The sequence below is a fragment of the Staphylococcus cornubiensis genome (genome assembly GCF_900183575.1).
Classification (GTDB): Bacteria; Bacillota; Bacilli; order Staphylococcales; family Staphylococcaceae; genus Staphylococcus; species Staphylococcus cornubiensis.
In genome coordinates, this window is record NZ_FXUZ01000001.1 from 226,995 (window position 1) to 242,695 (window position 15,701).

Genomic DNA, 15,701 nt, shown 5'->3' on the forward strand with positions numbered 1-15,701 from the left:
TTTTCATTTAAAATGTGAAGATTATTTTATAAATTACGGACTTTCTCTTAATTATGCGTGCTGATACGGTTCAATTATTTGAACTCATGTAGTATGATAGAATTATTATTTATAACGTGGGGGTGACCATATGAATAACGAATATCCATATAGTGTTGATGAAGTACTACATAAAGCGAAAACGTACTTAGATAAAGAGCAATATGAATATGTTCTTAAAAGTTATCATATCGCTTATAAAGCACATGAAGGACAATTTCGTAAAAACGGTTTACCATATATTATGCACCCCATCCAAGTCGCAGGTATCCTAACAGAAATGCATCTTGATGGGCCTACGATTGTTGCTGGGTTTTTACATGATGTCATTGAGGATACACCTTACACATTTGATGATGTCGCAGAAATGTTTAACGTGGAAATTGCAACAATTGTAGATGGTGTAACCAAATTGAAAAAGGTCAAATATCGTTCTAAAGAGGAACAACAAGCCGAAAATCATCGGAAGTTATTTATTGCCATCGCTAAAGACGTCCGTGTCATTTTAGTGAAATTGGCAGACCGTTTACATAATATGCGAACATTGCGTGCGATGCCTCGTGAAAAGCAAATTCGCATTTCTAAAGAAACATTAGAAATTTATGCACCGTTAGCACATCGTTTAGGGATTAATACGATTAAATGGGAGCTTGAAGACATTGCTTTAAGGTATATCGACAATGTGCAATATTTCAGAATCGTTAATCTGATGAAGAAAAAGCGAAGTGAACGCGAGGCATATATTGATAATGCAATTGAAAATATTCGTAAAGAAATGGACATTATGGATATTGAAGGCGAAATCAATGGTCGCCCGAAACATATTTACAGTATTTACCGTAAAATGATGAAACAAAAAAAGCAATTCGATCAAATTTTTGATTTGCTTGCTGTAAGGGTTATTGTTCATTCGATTAAAGATTGTTATGCTGTTTTAGGTTTGGTTCATACTTTATGGAAACCGATGCCAGGCCGTTTTAAAGATTATATCGCGATGCCTAAACAAAACATGTATCAATCATTACATACGACAGTGGTTGGTCCAAATGGCGATCCCCTTGAAATTCAAATTCGTACTTTTGAGATGCACGAAATTGCTGAACATGGTGTAGCTGCACACTGGGCATACAAAGAAGGCAAACAAGTTGATAAAGATAATGAAAACTATAATAAAAAGTTGAACTGGCTTAAAGATATTGCAGAAACGGATCACACGTCTTCAGATGCACAAGAATTTATCGAGTCGATGAAGTTCGATTTACAAAGTGATAAAGTGTATGCATTTACGCCGGCGAGTGACGTGATTGAGTTGCCGTATGGCGCAGTGCCGATTGATTTTGCATATGCCATTCACAGTGAAGTGGGCAATAAAATGATTGGTGCAAAAGTAAATGGCAAAATTATACCAATTGATTATGTATTGCAAACAGGTGATATTGTCGAAATTCGTACGAGTAAACATTCATACGGTCCAAGTCGTGATTGGTTGAAAATTGTCCGTTCTTCTAGTGCAAAAAGCAAAATTAAAAGCTTCTTCAAAAAGCAAGACCGCTCGTCTAATATTGAAAAAGGTAAGTTTATGGTCGAAGCAGAATTGAAAGAACAAGGCTTTAGACCAGAAGAATTATTAACTGAAAAAAATATTAAAATTGTGAATGACAAATACAATTTTACGAATGAAGATGATTTATACGCTGCAGTTGGTTTCGGTGGTGTGACTGCGCTTCAAATTGTCAATAAGTTGTCAGAACGTCAACGTATCGAGCATAAACAAAAAGCATTAAATCAAGCACAAGAAGTGACAAAAGCAGCACCTATTAAAGACTTTATTACGACAGACTCAGGTGTATACGTAGAAGGTCTCGACAATGTACTGATCAAATTGTCTAAATGTTGCAATCCTATTCCTGGTGATCGTATCGTCGGCTACATCACGAAAGGACATGGGATCAAAGTTCATCGTACAGATTGCCCGAACATTAAAAACGAAAACGAACGTTTAATTGATGTTGAATGGGTGAAATCTAAAGATGCTTCTCAAAAATATCAAGTGGATTTAGAAGTGACTGCCTATGATAGAAATGGTTTACTGAATGAGGTACTCCAAGCTGTCAACAGTACTTCGAGTCAGTTGATTAAGGTAGCGGGTAAATCTGATGTGGATAGAAATGCTGTCATTAATTTAAGCATTATGGTAAAAAATGTACATGAAGTTTATAAAGTTGCAGATAAAATTAAACAACTCGGGGATATTTATACAGTGACACGAGTTTGGAATTAGGAGTGCATAATTATGAAAATCGTTGTACAAAGAGTTCGTGCGGCAAGTGTTAAAAATCATCAAATAGAGCGTACCATCCAGCAAGGTTTTTGTCTCCTTGTTGGTATTGGTGAAGGTGATACTGAGGCAGATGCGCAAGTTTTAGCGAAAAAGATTGCGAACTCACGTATTTTTGAAGATGAAAATGAAAAACTAAATTTAAATATTCAACAAATCAACGGTGAGATTTTATCCATTTCTCAATTTACTTTATATGCGGATGTGAGAAAAGGAAATCGCCCAGGCTTTACGCAAGCGATGGCCCCTGATCAAGCGCAAGAGCTTTACGAATATTTTAATGATCAGTTACGTGCATTCCAAATTCCGGTTGAAACAGGAGAATTTGGAACAGATATGCTTGTAAATATTCAAAATGATGGTCCAGTGACTATTATTTTTGAGAGTGTAGATGGAAAAATCGTATGAAAAAGGTCGATCAATGGTTAAAACAAAAACGAATCCATCCGCAACGATTTTATGGAGCGTGCTTAACTATTGCATTAATTGGTATCATTGTCGTTTCTTATTTTGTATTACGACATAGCGATTCAGACCATATCAATTTAATAGAAGATGCAGAAATTCGTACAGGTCCTAATGCAGCTTATCCTGTACTATATCAAGTACATCAAGGTGATGAGTTTGATCAAATTGGAAAACAAGGCAAATGGATTCAAGTGCGTTCGGCTAATGGCAAACAAAAGGGATGGATTGCAGGATGGCATACAAACCTTGACATTCCTGCAGATGAAAATCCTCGAGCAAATCCTTTGAAAAATAAGACGATCGTTCTTGATCCGGGTCATGGTGGTGGCGATCAAGGGGCTTCAAGCAAACAAGGTCCTCAAACTTTGGAGAAAGATATTACTTTAAAAACCAGTTTAGAATTAAAATCATTGCTTGAAAAAGAAGGCGCTAAAGTGAAAATGACGCGTTCAACTGATGAATATGTGAAGCTGAAAGACCGTAATTTAAAAGGAGATGTCTTTTTAAGTATTCATAATGATGCTTTAGAAGTACCGAATGCGAATGGTGCGACGGTATACTGGTTTCATGAACAACAAGAAGGGTTGGCACAAGCGTTAAATGCAACGATACAAAAGAAAGCAATGCTATCCAACAGAGGCACTAGACAAGAAAATTATCAAGTATTGAGACAGACAGAAATGCCTGCTGTATTACTGGAATTGGGTTATATTAGTAATCCTACTGACACAGTGATGATGAGAGATGAAAATCATCGCAAAATCGTTGAACAAGCAATTGTTGACGGGTTAAAAAGTTATTTTTTAAGTTAATGGCTTGAAACTGAATGAAAAAACAGTTATGATTAACAGTGAATTTTATATTTATCACCGTTTGTATTCTTGAATGAACTGAGCATTAATCGATGTATGAAGAGAGTCTATCCACCGGCTGAAAGATAGACCTTCGCGCTTAGTGAAATGAACACAAGGAAAGGTACTTTATGAAAGTAAAGTCGTGTTGCTCGCGTTAAGAGCCTAGAGTGAAGAACAGTCTATATGAGATTGTTCTTAATTAGGGTGGCAACACGGCAAAATAAAGTACGTCCCTTGTATGTTTAATGCATACAGGGGGCTTTTTTTATTCAAACAAATGGATGAGATTGAGAATAGAGATGAAAAGGAGCGATAAAGATGATTCACATTCCACGTGGTACGCAAGATATTTTACCTGAAGAAACGTCGAAATGGCGTTATATTGAAGCGCGATTACACAAATTGATGGAAGTTTATAATTATCAAGAAATAAGAACCCCGATTTTTGAAAGTACGGATTTATTTGCACGCGGTGTAGGTGACTCTACAGATGTTGTGCAAAAAGAGATGTATACGTTTAAAGATAAGGGAGACCGTAGTATTACATTACGTCCAGAGGGGACAGCTGCGGTAGTTCGTAGTTATATCGAAAACAAAATGCAAGGTTTACCGAATCAACCTGTAAAGTTGTACTATAACGGCCCAATGTTTCGTTATGAAAGAAAACAAAAAGGGCGCTACCGTCAATTTAATCAATTCGGTGTAGAAGCGATTGGTGCAGAAAATCCTAGTATCGACGCAGAAGTGCTTGCAATGGTGATGCACATTTATCAATCTTTCGGTTTGAAAAAATTGAAATTAGTCATTAATAGTGTTGGGGATGCCGAGTCGCGTGTGGATTATCAAAATGCATTACGCGAACATTTTCAACCGGTGATTCATAACTACTGTAAAGACTGTCAACAACGTATTAAAACGAATCCTATGCGTATTTTAGATTGTAAAGTGGATCGTCATCAACCTGAAATTCAAACAGCACCGTCAATTACTGACTTTTTAAATGACTACTCAAAAGATTATTTCGAAGCGGTCAAATCACACTTAGATCGACTTGGCATTCCTTACGAAGTGGACCCTAAATTAGTAAGAGGACTGGATTACTACACACATACTGCATTCGAATTAATGATGGACAACGAGGCATATGATGGTGCAATTACAACCTTATGCGGCGGTGGTCGATACAATGGCTTACTTGAACTATTAGATGGACCGAGTGAAACAGGCATTGGTTTTGCATTGAGTATTGAAAGATTATTACTCGCGTTAGAAGAAGAAGGCATTGAATTCCCGCAAACGCAGCACATTGACTTATTTGTCGCTACAATGGGTGAGAAAGCGGATGACTTTGCAGTGACATTACTGAATCAACTTCGACACAGCGGTATTTCAGTCGATAAAGATTATTTGTCAAGAAAGTTAAAAGGTCAAATGAAACAAGCTGATCGTTTAAACGCGACATATACTATTGTCATTGGTGATCAAGAACTTGAAGCCGGTGAAGTAGCTGTAAAACATATGGCCACGGGTGAATCACAAACAATGAAATTTGAAGAAATAGAAAGATATATTCATGGAGGTAAAGAATAATGGCAAAGAGAACGACTTACTGTGGTTTAGTGACAGAAGCATTATTAGGACAAGAAATTACACTTAAAGGATGGGTGCACAATCGCCGTGATTTAGGTGGATTAATCTTCGTTGACGTGAGAGATAGAGAAGGTTATGTACAAGTCGTTTTCAATCCTGATTTTTCAAAGGAAGCACTTGAAGTGGCAGAACGTATTCGCTCTGAATATGTCGTTGAAATTACAGGGACAGTGACAAAAAGAGATGAAGAGACGATTAACCCTAAAATTAAAACAGGACAAGTAGAAGTCCAAGCGAAATCCATTAACATTATCAATCAATCTGAAACGCCTCCATTTTCAATTAACGAAGAAAACTTAAATGTAGATGAAAATATTCGTTTGAAATACCGTTATCTCGATTTACGTCGTGAAAAACTAGCGCAAACATTTAAAATGCGTCATCAAATTACACGTTCAATCCGTCAATTTTTAGATGGAGATGGTTTCTATGATGTTGAAACACCAGTATTAACAAAATCCACTCCAGAAGGTGCGCGTGACTATCTTGTGCCTTCTCGTGTACATGACGGTGAATTTTATGCGTTACCACAATCTCCACAGTTGTTTAAACAAATTTTAATGATTAGTGGATTTGATAAATATTACCAAATCGTAAAATGTTTCCGTGACGAGGACTTACGTGCAGATCGTCAACCTGAATTTACGCAAATCGATATTGAGATGAGCTTTGTAGAGCAAGAGGATGTCATTCAATTAGGAGAAGCAATGGTTAAAAAAGTGCTTGCCGATGTAAAAGGTATTGAAATGACAGATGCATTTCCACGCATGACATATGCTGAAGCGATGGCACGTTATGGTACAGATAAACCTGATACACGTTTTGGTATGGAATTATTAGACGTGTCTGAACTTGGTCAAATCATGGACTTCAAAGTATTCAAAGGTGCAGTTGAAAGTGGTGGACAAGTAAAAGCGCTTGTTGTTGAAGGTGCTGCATCAGATTATACACGTAAAGACATTGATGGTTTAACTGAATTTGTTAACATCTATGGTGCAAAAGGTTTAGCTTGGGTCAAAGTTGTAGAAGACGGCTTGAATGGTCCAATTGCACGTTTCTTTGAAGAAGATCACGTCGCTCAATTACAAGCATTAACAGGTGCTAAACCGGGAGATCTCGTATTATTTGTTGCGGATTCAAAAGATGTCGTGGCACAAAGTTTAGGTGCATTACGTAACAAACTTGGAAAAGAACGTGGTCTAATCGATCCGGAACAATATAACTTCTTATGGGTAACAGATTGGCCGTTACTTGAATATGATGAAGAAGCGCGTCGCTACGTTGCAGCGCATCATCCATTCACATCACCAAAAGTGGCAGATATTGATTTATTAGAGACTGCGCCTGAAAAGGCACAAGCGCAAGCATACGACCTTGTATTAAATGGTTTCGAGTTAGGTGGCGGTTCAATTCGTATTCATGACGCAGCGCTTCAACAACGTATGTTTAAAGCATTAGGTTTCTCTGAAGAAGCAGCGCAAGAACAGTTCGGTTTCTTATTAGATGCGTTTAAATATGGTGCACCACCGCATGGCGGTATCGCTTTAGGTTTAGACCGCTTTGTCATGATTTTAAGTGGCCGTACAAACTTACGTGATACAATTGCCTTCCCTAAAACTGCATCTGCAACAGATTTAATGACAGATGCACCAGGTCCTGTATCTGAAAGACAACTGGACGAATTATCATTGCGAATTAAACATTAATATGAATACGCAGTGCGCAAACTTTTTTCTTGAATAATCATTAAATTGTGATATGATTAATTCATAAGATAGTCATCTGTAGTGTTCGTAAGTTCGCTTTATGTATTTTGACCTAACACTCTTTGATCAGGGAGCCCAATGGGTTTTCTTGCAGCGCACACGCCTCTATAGGAGGACTTGCAAAACAAGAAACAGGGCACCCACCTGTATATAGCAGGCCAAAATGATCAAGCACTTTTACAACTACGGCATAACGGATCTATCGGTACGCAAGGCTTCGTGTCTTGCGTATTTTTTATGAGTTGATTTAAAATTGGGCATGAATTTGTAATTAAAGGAGTTAAACATGAAACATCAATTTTCTCGTAACGAACTGGCTATCGGACAAGAAGGGCTCGACAAATTAAAACAAACAACAGTTGCTGTATTAGGTGTCGGTGGGGTAGGTTCTTTTGCTGCAGAAGCTTTAGCACGTACCAACATCGGACATATTATTTTAATAGATAAAGATGATGTAGATATTACAAATGTGAATCGTCAATTGCATGCACTCACTACAACAATCGGTCAAAGCAAAGTGAGTTTGATGGAAGAACGTATTCGCCTCATTAACCCTGACTGTAAAGTGACACCATTACATATGTTTTACACAGAAGAAACGTACGAACAACTTTTTGCGGATTATGATATCGATTATGTCATTGACGCGAGTGATACGATTGTTTATAAAGTTCACTTAATGGAACAATGTTTAGCGCGTGGTATTCAAATCATTTCGAGTATGGGGGCAGCGAATAAAACGGATCCGACACAATTTGAAATTGCGGATATTTCAAAAACACACACTGATCCTATGGCGCGTATTATTAGAAATAAATTAAAACAAAAAGGGATTAAAAAAGGGATTCCAGTTGTTTTTTCAAGTGAAAGTCCAATTGTGATTCGCGAAGATGTGAAAGCTGTAGTAGGTGATACTCAAGGCAAAAACCGAAAAGCACAAATGCCGCCATCATCTAATGCTTATGTGCCAAGTGTTGTCGGTTTAATTTGTGCAAGTTACGTATGTAATAACATTTTGAAAGACATCACAGTCCAACGCATTAAAGATAAATAATGTTGAAATATAAAGGTGCGGCACTTTCAATTCAGTTCGATTCAAATGAACTATTCAAGGAATTTGAATTGAATCAATTGTATACGTATTTTTTATTTGGTTTATTCTTGTAAATGTGTAATTAAGCCAATAGTAGGAAAGGGGCTGGGAAAACTTAATTTTCTAGTCCCCTTCCTTTTTATGTACATATATCGATTAATGATGATAAAACAGCTAAAAATGAGGATGAATGGGATGTAATCATTGGATGTTATGGGTTGTCTCCATTTCATCAACTTGCCCTAAGTGACTGCATTTGATGTAAGATTGCCCAGAAGGCTGAGACTCCCGAGGGATAAAGTTGAAAGCCAAATAACATCTTCTAATTTTAATAGTGGTTACTGTTTATCGCAGTAGCTGTCTGACTTCTCAATACACATGCCTTTGAGAAGTCTAGTCAGCCTTGCGGGGGCAGTACTACGAAATCTTTGTTACACATGAGATTTCTGTACTGCTCCCAAAATCCACTAACGCTTCAACAAATGTAACAGTTTAATCAAGCGTTAGTGAGTTGAAGGCCAGCCCCTAAGAAACGCGAAGCCATAAGGGCAATCAGAAGCTACAAATCACAGCGAGGGCAAGTTAAACAAAATACTGCATCCACAGCATCAAAAATGATTATGTCCCATCCCCATCTTAATCTTTAATAACCACTCATGTGTTTTTATGTTATGACAATTCACTTTGTTGCTGTTTAATATTATCGTAAATCTGTTTAAATTGTTGCTCTGCCTTCGATGTATCTTTAGGTTCATAATATTGTCTACGCTTCAACAAATCTGGTAAATATTGCTGGGCGACAAAGCCGTTTGGATAATTGTGAGGGTATTGGTAGCCAATCGCACGTCCTAATTCCTTTGCACCCTGATAATGACCATCTTTTAAATAATCAGGTACTTGACCGACATGCCCTTGACGTATATCACTTAAAGCTGCATCGATTGCGCGAATAGCTGAATTCGATTTTGGTGAGAGACATAGTTCGATAACTGCTTGGCTGAGCGGTATACGTGCTTCTGGAAATCCAAGTCTTTCAGCGGACTCGATAGCAGCTAATGTCCGTTGACCAGCACTAGGAGACGCTAAACCTACATCTTCATAGCTGATGACGAGCAATCTTCTCGCTATAGTCGGAAGGTCACCCGCTTGAATTAATCGCCCTAAATAATGAAGTGCGGCATCGACATCACTACCACGAATAGATTTTTGAAATGCACTCATTACATCATAATGCATATCCCCATCTTTATCGCTTAAGAAAGCCCCACGTTGTAAACAATCTTCTGCATCTTGAAGTGTTATATGCGGTGGTTGATCATTTGAACTTAACACGGCTAATTCTAAAGCATTCAAAGCACTTCGCACGTCGCCTTGACTTTGAGTGGCAAAGTATTCAAATGCATCATCATCAATGCTCGCATTAAATTGTTTTAATCCTCTTTCTTCATCTTCTAACGCATTGGACAATGCACTTTTAATTTGCTCTTTATCTAGCGGAAAAAGTTCAAAAATTTGAGCCCGGGAACGAATGGCAGGGTTAATAGCGTGATAAGGATTTGAAGTGGTTGCGCCAATTAATACAATTTTGCCATTTTCTAAATGTGGCAATAAAAAGTCCTGTTTTGCTTTGTCGAGTCTATGAATTTCATCTAATAAGAGAATGACTTGTCCTGACATTTTAGCTTCATCCACAATCATTTGCATATCTTTTTTCGTATTTGTGACAGCGTTCAGTTGTCTAAATTTAAAAGCAGTACTGCCCGCAATCGCTTGTGCAATACTTGTCTTTCCGATACCAGGCGGACCATAAAATATCATAGATGATAACCTTTGGGCATTAACCATACGGCGAATAATCCCTGTCTCTCCGACGAGATGTTGTTGTCCAATGACTTCATCTATGTTTCGTGGGCGCATTCTGGAAGCGAGCGGTTCAGTCAACATCTTGATCCCTCCATTGATATTAGTTTTGTACTCTTATATACAATGGTATTATATTAATATAAAAAATGCTAAAATAAAAATAAATCGGATGATGTAAGGTTAAGGTGAGGTAAAAATGAAAATTTCCACTAAAGGAAGATATGGTTTAACATTAATGATTGCTCTAGCTAAACGACATGGAACAGGTTGTGTGTCATTAAAAACAATCGCCGAAGAAAATGGTTTGAGTGATCTCTATTTAGAACAACTTGTAGGCCCACTGAGAAATGCGGGGTTGATTAGAAGTGTCAGAGGTGCAAAAGGCGGGTATGAATTAAAGATGCCAGCGACTGAAATTACTGCAGGTGATATTATCCGCTTACTTGAAGGCCCATTGACAATTGTAGAGCGTATGGAGTCTGAACTACCTGGTCAACAACAGTTATGGTTACGTATGCGTAATGCGGTCAAAGAAGTGCTCGATCAAACGACACTACAGTCTTTAGCTGACTACCAAGATAAAGATGCATTAGAAGGATATATGTTTTATATTTAATCACGCATCTTGTTATAAATTAAGGAGGCGCTTATGGAACAGTTTACTTTAAAAGATGGACAATTTATTGATCAATTAGGATTTGGAACGTATAAGTTAAACGGTACAAAAGGTGCACATGCTATGACAGATGCGCTAAATCTAGGTTACCGCTTATTAGATACAGCATACAATTATGAAAATGAAGGTGCTGTAGGTAAAGCGATTCAAAATAGTCATGTCAATAGAGATGAAATTTGGGTCACTTCAAAACTTCCTGGACGCTATCAAAGTGAGCCACAAGTTTATGAAACAATCCAAGAATCATTATATCGACTCGGACTTGAATATCTTGATTTTTATTTAATACATTGGCCGAACCCTAAACAAGGTAAGTTTGTAGAAGCATGGAAAGCGATGATTGCGGCACAAAAATCTGGCCTAATCAGACATATCGGTGTTTGTAATTTCCTTCCTGAACATATTGAGCAACTTGAGAAAGAAACAGGTGTGTTGCCAGCGATTAATCAAATTGAGTTACATCCTTATTTTAACCAAAAAGAGATGATTGCCTATCATGAAGAAAAAGGTATTTTAACACAAGCATGGAGCCCATTAGGTCGTGATAATGGTGTGATGGATGAACCTGTGCTGAAACAACTTTCAACTAAATATGACAAAACTGTCGCTCAAGTGATTTTAAGATGGCACATTCAAAATGGCGTAATGCCAATTCCTAAAGCAACATCATCAAAACGTCAACTTGAAAACTTTGATATTTTTGATTTTCATATTACGGACGAAGATCTTCAAGCGATCGATCAACTTACTCGTGCTGACGGTCGACGCAAAAATCAAGACCCAGCTGTTTACGAAGAATTCTAAAATAATGTTTAATCTGTTGATGAATGTGGAATACTTATAATGAGACATTCTTAAGGAGGCATCATTTATGGCAGATCAAGAAAATAAATTCGAACAAGCTAAAGGTAATATCAAAGAAACAGTAGGTAATGTCACTGATAACGAATCTTTAGAAAATGAAGGTAAGAAAGATAAAGCTTCTGGTAAAGCGAAAGAAGTTGTTGAAAACGTTAAAGATAAAGCAAATGACATGATTGACAAGTTTAAAAAATAATTTTTGGTTTAAATTAATAATGAAAGGATGATTGCATTGGATAAAAAACAAGGTGAAGAGTATTTAAACAAAGCAAAAGACGCTTATAATAAATATCAAGAGAGTCAAAAAGGCGATAATAAAGAGGACAAAGACGGCGGTAGTCTTATAGATAAAGCGAAAGATGCTTTAGATAAGTTTACTGGCGACAATAAATAATCGCACTATCATTACTTTGTTGAATAAATCTAAGTTCATTTATTCTTTTATATTATTATGAATTCAATGTTAGGAAAGAGTCTGGGATAATGTCCCAGGCTTTTTTATGATAGCTTTAAAAGAGAGGGTCTATTCTGCCACAACCTTTAAGATTAAAATAACTTGGAGATGGGACATAAAAATTTTCTATGTCTCATCCCAAAATTGAAGCAAGTCTTTATAAGTGTTGGTTTCGTTCATCAATCAGTTCTTTAAAGTATTGGTATGAGCGATGTTGTAATGCTGTGTCATAAATGTAGCTAACAACCATGATTTCATTTATCGAACCATATTTTTGGATAAGTGCATCGAATTGTTGATTGACTGATGCCTTATCACCAATGAGTGAATTTTGAATCCGCGCTTCAGCCATAGCGATTTCTCTCGGTGATAACAGTTGACTCAAATCATCTGTTGGAGGTTGCATTTTATCCATTCTTCCTCTTAATATACTAGCGAAAACTTGTGATTGTGTCGTTGCAAGGTAGTGCGCTTCTTCATTTGAATCCGCAATAATCACATTTAAACAGATGATGACATAAGGTTCTTTTAAATATTCGGATGGTTCAAAGCGCTCTTTATAAATAGCAATTGCTTCTTGCATTTGTTGTGGTGCAAAATGACCTGCAAAAACGTATGGCAAACCTTCTCTAGCAGCTAAATATGCGGAATCCGTCGACGAACCGAGAATATAAACCGGAACATTTTTACCCACAGCGGGAATCGCTTTAACGTAACCTTGCTTTGTTTCAGGTCCGAAATATTGCAGTAATTGTTGTACTTCATCAGGAAATTGATAAACACCTTGATGTTGATCACGACGTAATGCACTTGCAGTAGCCATATCTGTGCCTGGTGCGCGCCCCAATCCAAGGTCCACACGATCACCGAATAATGTATTCAATGTACCGAATTGTTCAGCGACAACGAGTGGGGCATGGTTCGGTAACATAATGCCTCCTGAACCAATTCTCATTTCATTCGTATGGTGCAATGCGTGTTGAATGAGTAGCGCAGTCGCTGAACTTACGAGATTCGGTGCATTGTGATGTTCTGCAATCCATAATCTTTCATATTGATGTTGTTCTAAATGTTGAGCGAGCGCTACCATTTGATCAATTGCTTCTTTATCATTATTGCCCTCTCTAATAGGGACAAGGTTTAATGCTGAATATTTTATTGGGTTCGGCATCGTTTTACCACTCCTTTTCATAGCGACAGTATAACATTGTTGACTGAACGAACTCACAAAAAGTGCTTTAGGTCACGCATTGAATTCTAAACTTTTAAAGATTACAATAGAGGTGAATTTGAACGTATAAAACCAATCACTGTACTAGAATTTTTAGATAGCAAGTGCTAAAATAGGAACATTGATTATGAGAAAGGGCTGACGTAACGATGGGTGTTTATGCAGACTATGCAGCAACGACACCGGTAAAACCAGAAGTTGCTGAAAAAATGATGGCCGTCTATCAAACACATTTTGGTAATCCTTCTTCGATACATTCACAAGGTCGTGATGCGAGAAGGTTGTTAGATGAATCAAGAAGAACGGTAGCACAATATTTGAATGCGAAAACGAATGAAGTGATTTTTACAAGTGGTGCAACCGAGTCAAACAACACTGTCATTAAAGGAATTGCTTATGCAAATCAAGCAAAAGGCAAACATCTAATTACGACAAAGATTGAACATCATTCTGTATTGCACGTGTTCGAATACCTTGAGAAGCAGGGATTTGAAGTGACTTATTTAGACGTCGATGCTGGAGGGATTATTGACCTAGAACAATTGAAACAGAGTATGCGAGAAGATACAACGCTCGTATCCATTATGTTCGTGAATAATGAAGTCGGCACAGTTCAACACGTTTATGATATTCAAGAAGTTTTGGCAGATTATGACGCGTATTTTCATATGGATGCCGTTCAAGCAGTAGGGCATTTACCTATCGATGTACAAGACTTAAATGTTGACGCTTTAAGTATGACAGCACATAAGTTTGGAGGGCCTAAAGGTGTAGGTGTGCTGTATGTGAAAAATGGAACACGTATCACTTATCCTCAACTTGGTGGTGAACAAGAAACGAAGCGACGTGCAGGTACCGAAAATGTCCCACACATTGTAGGGCTCGCGACAGCTTTAACATTAGCAGAGGCTTCACGCGACGAAAATAATGTCCATTTAGCGCAATTAAAAGAGCAATTACTCGTCGGCTTACAAGAACGCGCTATTCCATTTGAATACAATGGTTCAATGGTGGACAGTACGAATCATATTATCAATTTGCATTTTTCATTCGTCGATGTAGAGACAATGTTAACATTACTAGACTTAGCTGGTGTTTATGTATCGTCAGGTTCAGCATGTACAGCAGGTTCCACTATACCGTCCCACGTATTGTTAGCGATGTATGGTGAAAACTCACCACGTGTCGATCATTCGATTCGTATAAGCTTAAATGAGCAAGTAACACCTGCAGATATTAGAGAAATTGTGATTGAAATACAGAAAATTTATTTAAAATTTAAGGAGGAGCAATAGTGACCAACCAAAACACACGTGTCGTAGTTGGTATGTCGGGTGGTGTAGACAGTTCTGTAACAGCCCACCTTTTGAAAGAACAAGGCTACGATGTGATCGGTATATTTATGAAAAACTGGGATGATACAGATGAATTCGGTGTTTGTACAGCAACAGAAGATTACAATGATGTCATTGCTGTATGTAATCAAATCGGCATCCCGTATTATGCAGTTAATTTTGAAAAAGAGTATTGGGATAAAGTGTTTACGTACTTTTTAGACGAATATAAAAAAGGTCGTACACCCAATCCTGATGTGATGTGTAATAAAGAAATTAAATTTAAAGCCTTTTTAGACCATGCATTAAAACTTGGCGCGGACTATGTGGCTACTGGACATTATGCACGTGTACGTCATCATGATGATGGCTCTGTAGAAATGTTACGCGGTGTAGATAACAATAAAGATCAGACATACTTTTTAAATCAATTGACTGAGGCGCAATTAAGTAAAGTGATGTTTCCAATTGGGGATATTGATAAGAAAAAGGTGCGTGAAATTGCGTTAGAACAAGATCTAGCAACCGCAAAGAAAAAAGATTCAACAGGCATTTGCTTCATTGGAGAACGTAATTTCAAAACATTTTTATCGCAATATTTACCTGCACAACCTGGAGAAATGCGTACTTTAAGTGGTGAACTTAAAGGACAACACGGCGGGCTCATGTATTACACAATCGGCCAAAGACACGGTTTAGGGATTGGCGGAGATGGAGATCCTTGGTTTGTCGTAGGTAAAAATTTAAAAGACAACGTTTTATATGTCGAACAAGGTTTTCATCATGATGCTTTATATAGTGATTATTTAATTGCATCTGATGTGTCGTTTGTAAACAAAACGGACTTAGCTGAGCCGTTAAAATGTACTGCAAAATTTAGATATCGTCAAAAAGATGTCGGTGTTACTGTGACTGCACACCATGATGGCGCTGTAAAAGTGACATTTGATGAACCTGTTCGTGCGATTACACCAGGTCAAGCAGTGGTGTTTTATGATGGTGATGTGTGCTTGGGTGGCGCGACGATTGATGACGTCTATAAAAATGATGGTCAGTTAGATTATGTCGTATAGG

At 37.5% G+C, this 15,701-nt stretch carries 14 protein-coding genes and 1 other RNA gene; 13 read left to right on the forward strand and 2 right to left on the reverse strand.

Translation table 11 applies throughout. The features are described from left to right. The first annotated feature begins 130 nt into the window (after nucleotides 1–130). The 7 genes from CCE82_RS01200 to CCE82_RS01230 all read left to right on the forward strand — a co-directional run bounded on the left by CCE82_RS01200 (nucleotide 131) and on the right by CCE82_RS01230 (nucleotide 8,169). The gene (locus CCE82_RS01200; RefSeq protein ID WP_086427613.1) at nucleotides 131–2,320 is read left to right on the forward strand and encodes a RelA/SpoT family protein; all 2,190 of its coding nucleotides are present in this window, start codon (nucleotides 131–133) and stop codon (nucleotides 2,318–2,320) included. A 12-nt stretch (nucleotides 2,321–2,332) separates the two neighbouring features. Beyond that, nucleotides 2,333–2,785: a D-aminoacyl-tRNA deacylase gene (dtd, locus tag CCE82_RS01205; RefSeq protein WP_086427614.1), complete on the forward strand. Its 453-nt coding sequence runs from the start codon at nucleotides 2,333–2,335 to the stop codon at nucleotides 2,783–2,785. After that, nucleotides 2,782–3,657 (forward strand): N-acetylmuramoyl-L-alanine amidase family protein, encoded by an 876-nt coding sequence (locus tag CCE82_RS01210; protein ID WP_086427615.1) that lies wholly within the window; start codon nucleotides 2,782–2,784, stop codon nucleotides 3,655–3,657. Before dtd ends, CCE82_RS01210 begins: the two co-directional genes overlap by 4 nt. Before the next feature lie 360 nt (nucleotides 3,658–4,017). Next, a complete protein-coding gene (hisS, locus tag CCE82_RS01215) occupies nucleotides 4,018–5,289 on the forward strand; it encodes a histidine--tRNA ligase (RefSeq protein ID WP_086427616.1) in 1,272 nt (423 codons plus the stop codon). Beyond that, nucleotides 5,289–7,055, forward strand: a complete 1,767-nt coding sequence (aspS, locus tag CCE82_RS01220; RefSeq protein WP_086427617.1) for an aspartate--tRNA ligase — start codon at nucleotides 5,289–5,291, stop codon at nucleotides 7,053–7,055. Before hisS ends, aspS begins: the two co-directional genes overlap by 1 nt. Nucleotides 7,056–7,125: 70 nt before the next feature. After that, a non-coding RNA gene (gene ssrS, locus CCE82_RS01225) (6S RNA) lies at nucleotides 7,126–7,319 on the forward strand. An 82-nt stretch (nucleotides 7,320–7,401) separates the two neighbouring features. Continuing rightward, nucleotides 7,402–8,169, forward strand: coding sequence for a tRNA threonylcarbamoyladenosine dehydratase (locus CCE82_RS01230; protein ID WP_086427618.1), 768 nt, complete (start codon nucleotides 7,402–7,404; stop codon nucleotides 8,167–8,169). Nucleotides 8,170–8,877: 708 nt separating this feature from the next. On the opposite strand, the gene CCE82_RS01235 is transcribed toward CCE82_RS01230, so the two are convergent. After that, nucleotides 8,878–10,152: a replication-associated recombination protein A gene (locus CCE82_RS01235; protein ID WP_086427619.1), complete on the reverse strand. Its 1,275-nt coding sequence runs from the start codon at nucleotides 10,150–10,152 to the stop codon at nucleotides 8,878–8,880. Nucleotides 10,153–10,267: 115 nt separating this feature from the next. Here CCE82_RS01235 and cymR point away from each other — a divergent pair, with 115 nt between their 5' ends. The 4 genes from cymR to CCE82_RS13010 all read left to right on the forward strand — a co-directional run bounded on the left by cymR (nucleotide 10,268) and on the right by CCE82_RS13010 (nucleotide 12,002). Beyond that, complete coding sequence (gene cymR, locus CCE82_RS01240; RefSeq protein ID WP_086427620.1) at nucleotides 10,268–10,687, forward strand: cysteine metabolism transcriptional regulator CymR; 420 nt, start codon at nucleotides 10,268–10,270, stop codon at nucleotides 10,685–10,687. Nucleotides 10,688–10,720: 33 nt separating this feature from the next. Continuing rightward, nucleotides 10,721–11,551 (forward strand): aldo/keto reductase, encoded by an 831-nt coding sequence (locus tag CCE82_RS01245; protein WP_086427621.1) that lies wholly within the window; start codon nucleotides 10,721–10,723, stop codon nucleotides 11,549–11,551. A 67-nt stretch (nucleotides 11,552–11,618) separates the two neighbouring features. Continuing rightward, the gene (locus tag CCE82_RS01250; RefSeq protein WP_086427622.1) at nucleotides 11,619–11,804 is read left to right on the forward strand and encodes a CsbD family protein; all 186 of its coding nucleotides are present in this window, start codon (nucleotides 11,619–11,621) and stop codon (nucleotides 11,802–11,804) included. A gap of 36 nt (nucleotides 11,805–11,840) precedes the next feature. Next, nucleotides 11,841–12,002: a hypothetical protein gene (locus CCE82_RS13010; RefSeq protein ID WP_167370951.1), complete on the forward strand. Its 162-nt coding sequence runs from the start codon at nucleotides 11,841–11,843 to the stop codon at nucleotides 12,000–12,002. A 217-nt stretch (nucleotides 12,003–12,219) separates the two neighbouring features. Here the strand turns inward: CCE82_RS13010 and CCE82_RS01255 are convergent, their stop codons facing one another. Then, the gene (locus tag CCE82_RS01255) at nucleotides 12,220–13,233 is read right to left on the reverse strand and encodes an LLM class flavin-dependent oxidoreductase (protein ID WP_086427623.1); all 1,014 of its coding nucleotides are present in this window, start codon (nucleotides 13,231–13,233) and stop codon (nucleotides 12,220–12,222) included. Between the two features lie 209 nt (nucleotides 13,234–13,442). Between CCE82_RS01255 and CCE82_RS01260 the strand changes: the two genes are divergently transcribed. Both CCE82_RS01260 and mnmA read left to right on the forward strand, forming a co-directional pair. After that, nucleotides 13,443–14,588, forward strand: a complete 1,146-nt coding sequence (locus tag CCE82_RS01260; RefSeq protein WP_086427624.1) for a cysteine desulfurase family protein — start codon at nucleotides 13,443–13,445, stop codon at nucleotides 14,586–14,588. After that, complete coding sequence (gene mnmA / locus CCE82_RS01265) at nucleotides 14,588–15,700, forward strand: tRNA 2-thiouridine(34) synthase MnmA (protein ID WP_086427625.1); 1,113 nt, start codon at nucleotides 14,588–14,590, stop codon at nucleotides 15,698–15,700. Before CCE82_RS01260 ends, mnmA begins: the two co-directional genes overlap by 1 nt. Nucleotide 15,701: the final 1 nt, after the last annotated feature.

Excerpts from the sequence above, each read along its gene's own strand:
- CCE82_RS01200 (WP_086427613.1), top strand. The coding sequence starts at position 131 with ATGAATAACGAATATCCATATAGTGTTGATGAAGTACTACATAAAGCG.
- dtd (WP_086427614.1), top strand. The coding sequence starts at position 2,333 with ATGAAAATCGTTGTACAAAGAGTTCGTGCGGCAAGTGTTAAAAATCAT.
- CCE82_RS01210 (WP_086427615.1), top strand. The coding sequence starts at position 2,782 with ATGAAAAAGGTCGATCAATGGTTAAAACAAAAACGAATCCATCCGCAA.
- hisS (WP_086427616.1), top strand. The coding sequence starts at position 4,018 with ATGATTCACATTCCACGTGGTACGCAAGATATTTTACCTGAAGAAACG.
- aspS (WP_086427617.1), top strand. The coding sequence starts at position 5,289 with ATGGCAAAGAGAACGACTTACTGTGGTTTAGTGACAGAAGCATTATTA.
- CCE82_RS01230 (WP_086427618.1), top strand. The coding sequence starts at position 7,402 with ATGAAACATCAATTTTCTCGTAACGAACTGGCTATCGGACAAGAAGGG.
- CCE82_RS01235 (WP_086427619.1), bottom strand. The coding sequence starts at position 10,152 with ATGTTGACTGAACCGCTCGCTTCCAGAATGCGCCCACGAAACATAGAT.
- cymR (WP_086427620.1), top strand. The coding sequence starts at position 10,268 with ATGAAAATTTCCACTAAAGGAAGATATGGTTTAACATTAATGATTGCT.
- CCE82_RS01245 (WP_086427621.1), top strand. The coding sequence starts at position 10,721 with ATGGAACAGTTTACTTTAAAAGATGGACAATTTATTGATCAATTAGGA.
- CCE82_RS01250 (WP_086427622.1), top strand. The coding sequence starts at position 11,619 with ATGGCAGATCAAGAAAATAAATTCGAACAAGCTAAAGGTAATATCAAA.
- CCE82_RS01255 (WP_086427623.1), bottom strand. The coding sequence starts at position 13,233 with ATGCCGAACCCAATAAAATATTCAGCATTAAACCTTGTCCCTATTAGA.
- CCE82_RS01260 (WP_086427624.1), top strand. The coding sequence starts at position 13,443 with ATGGGTGTTTATGCAGACTATGCAGCAACGACACCGGTAAAACCAGAA.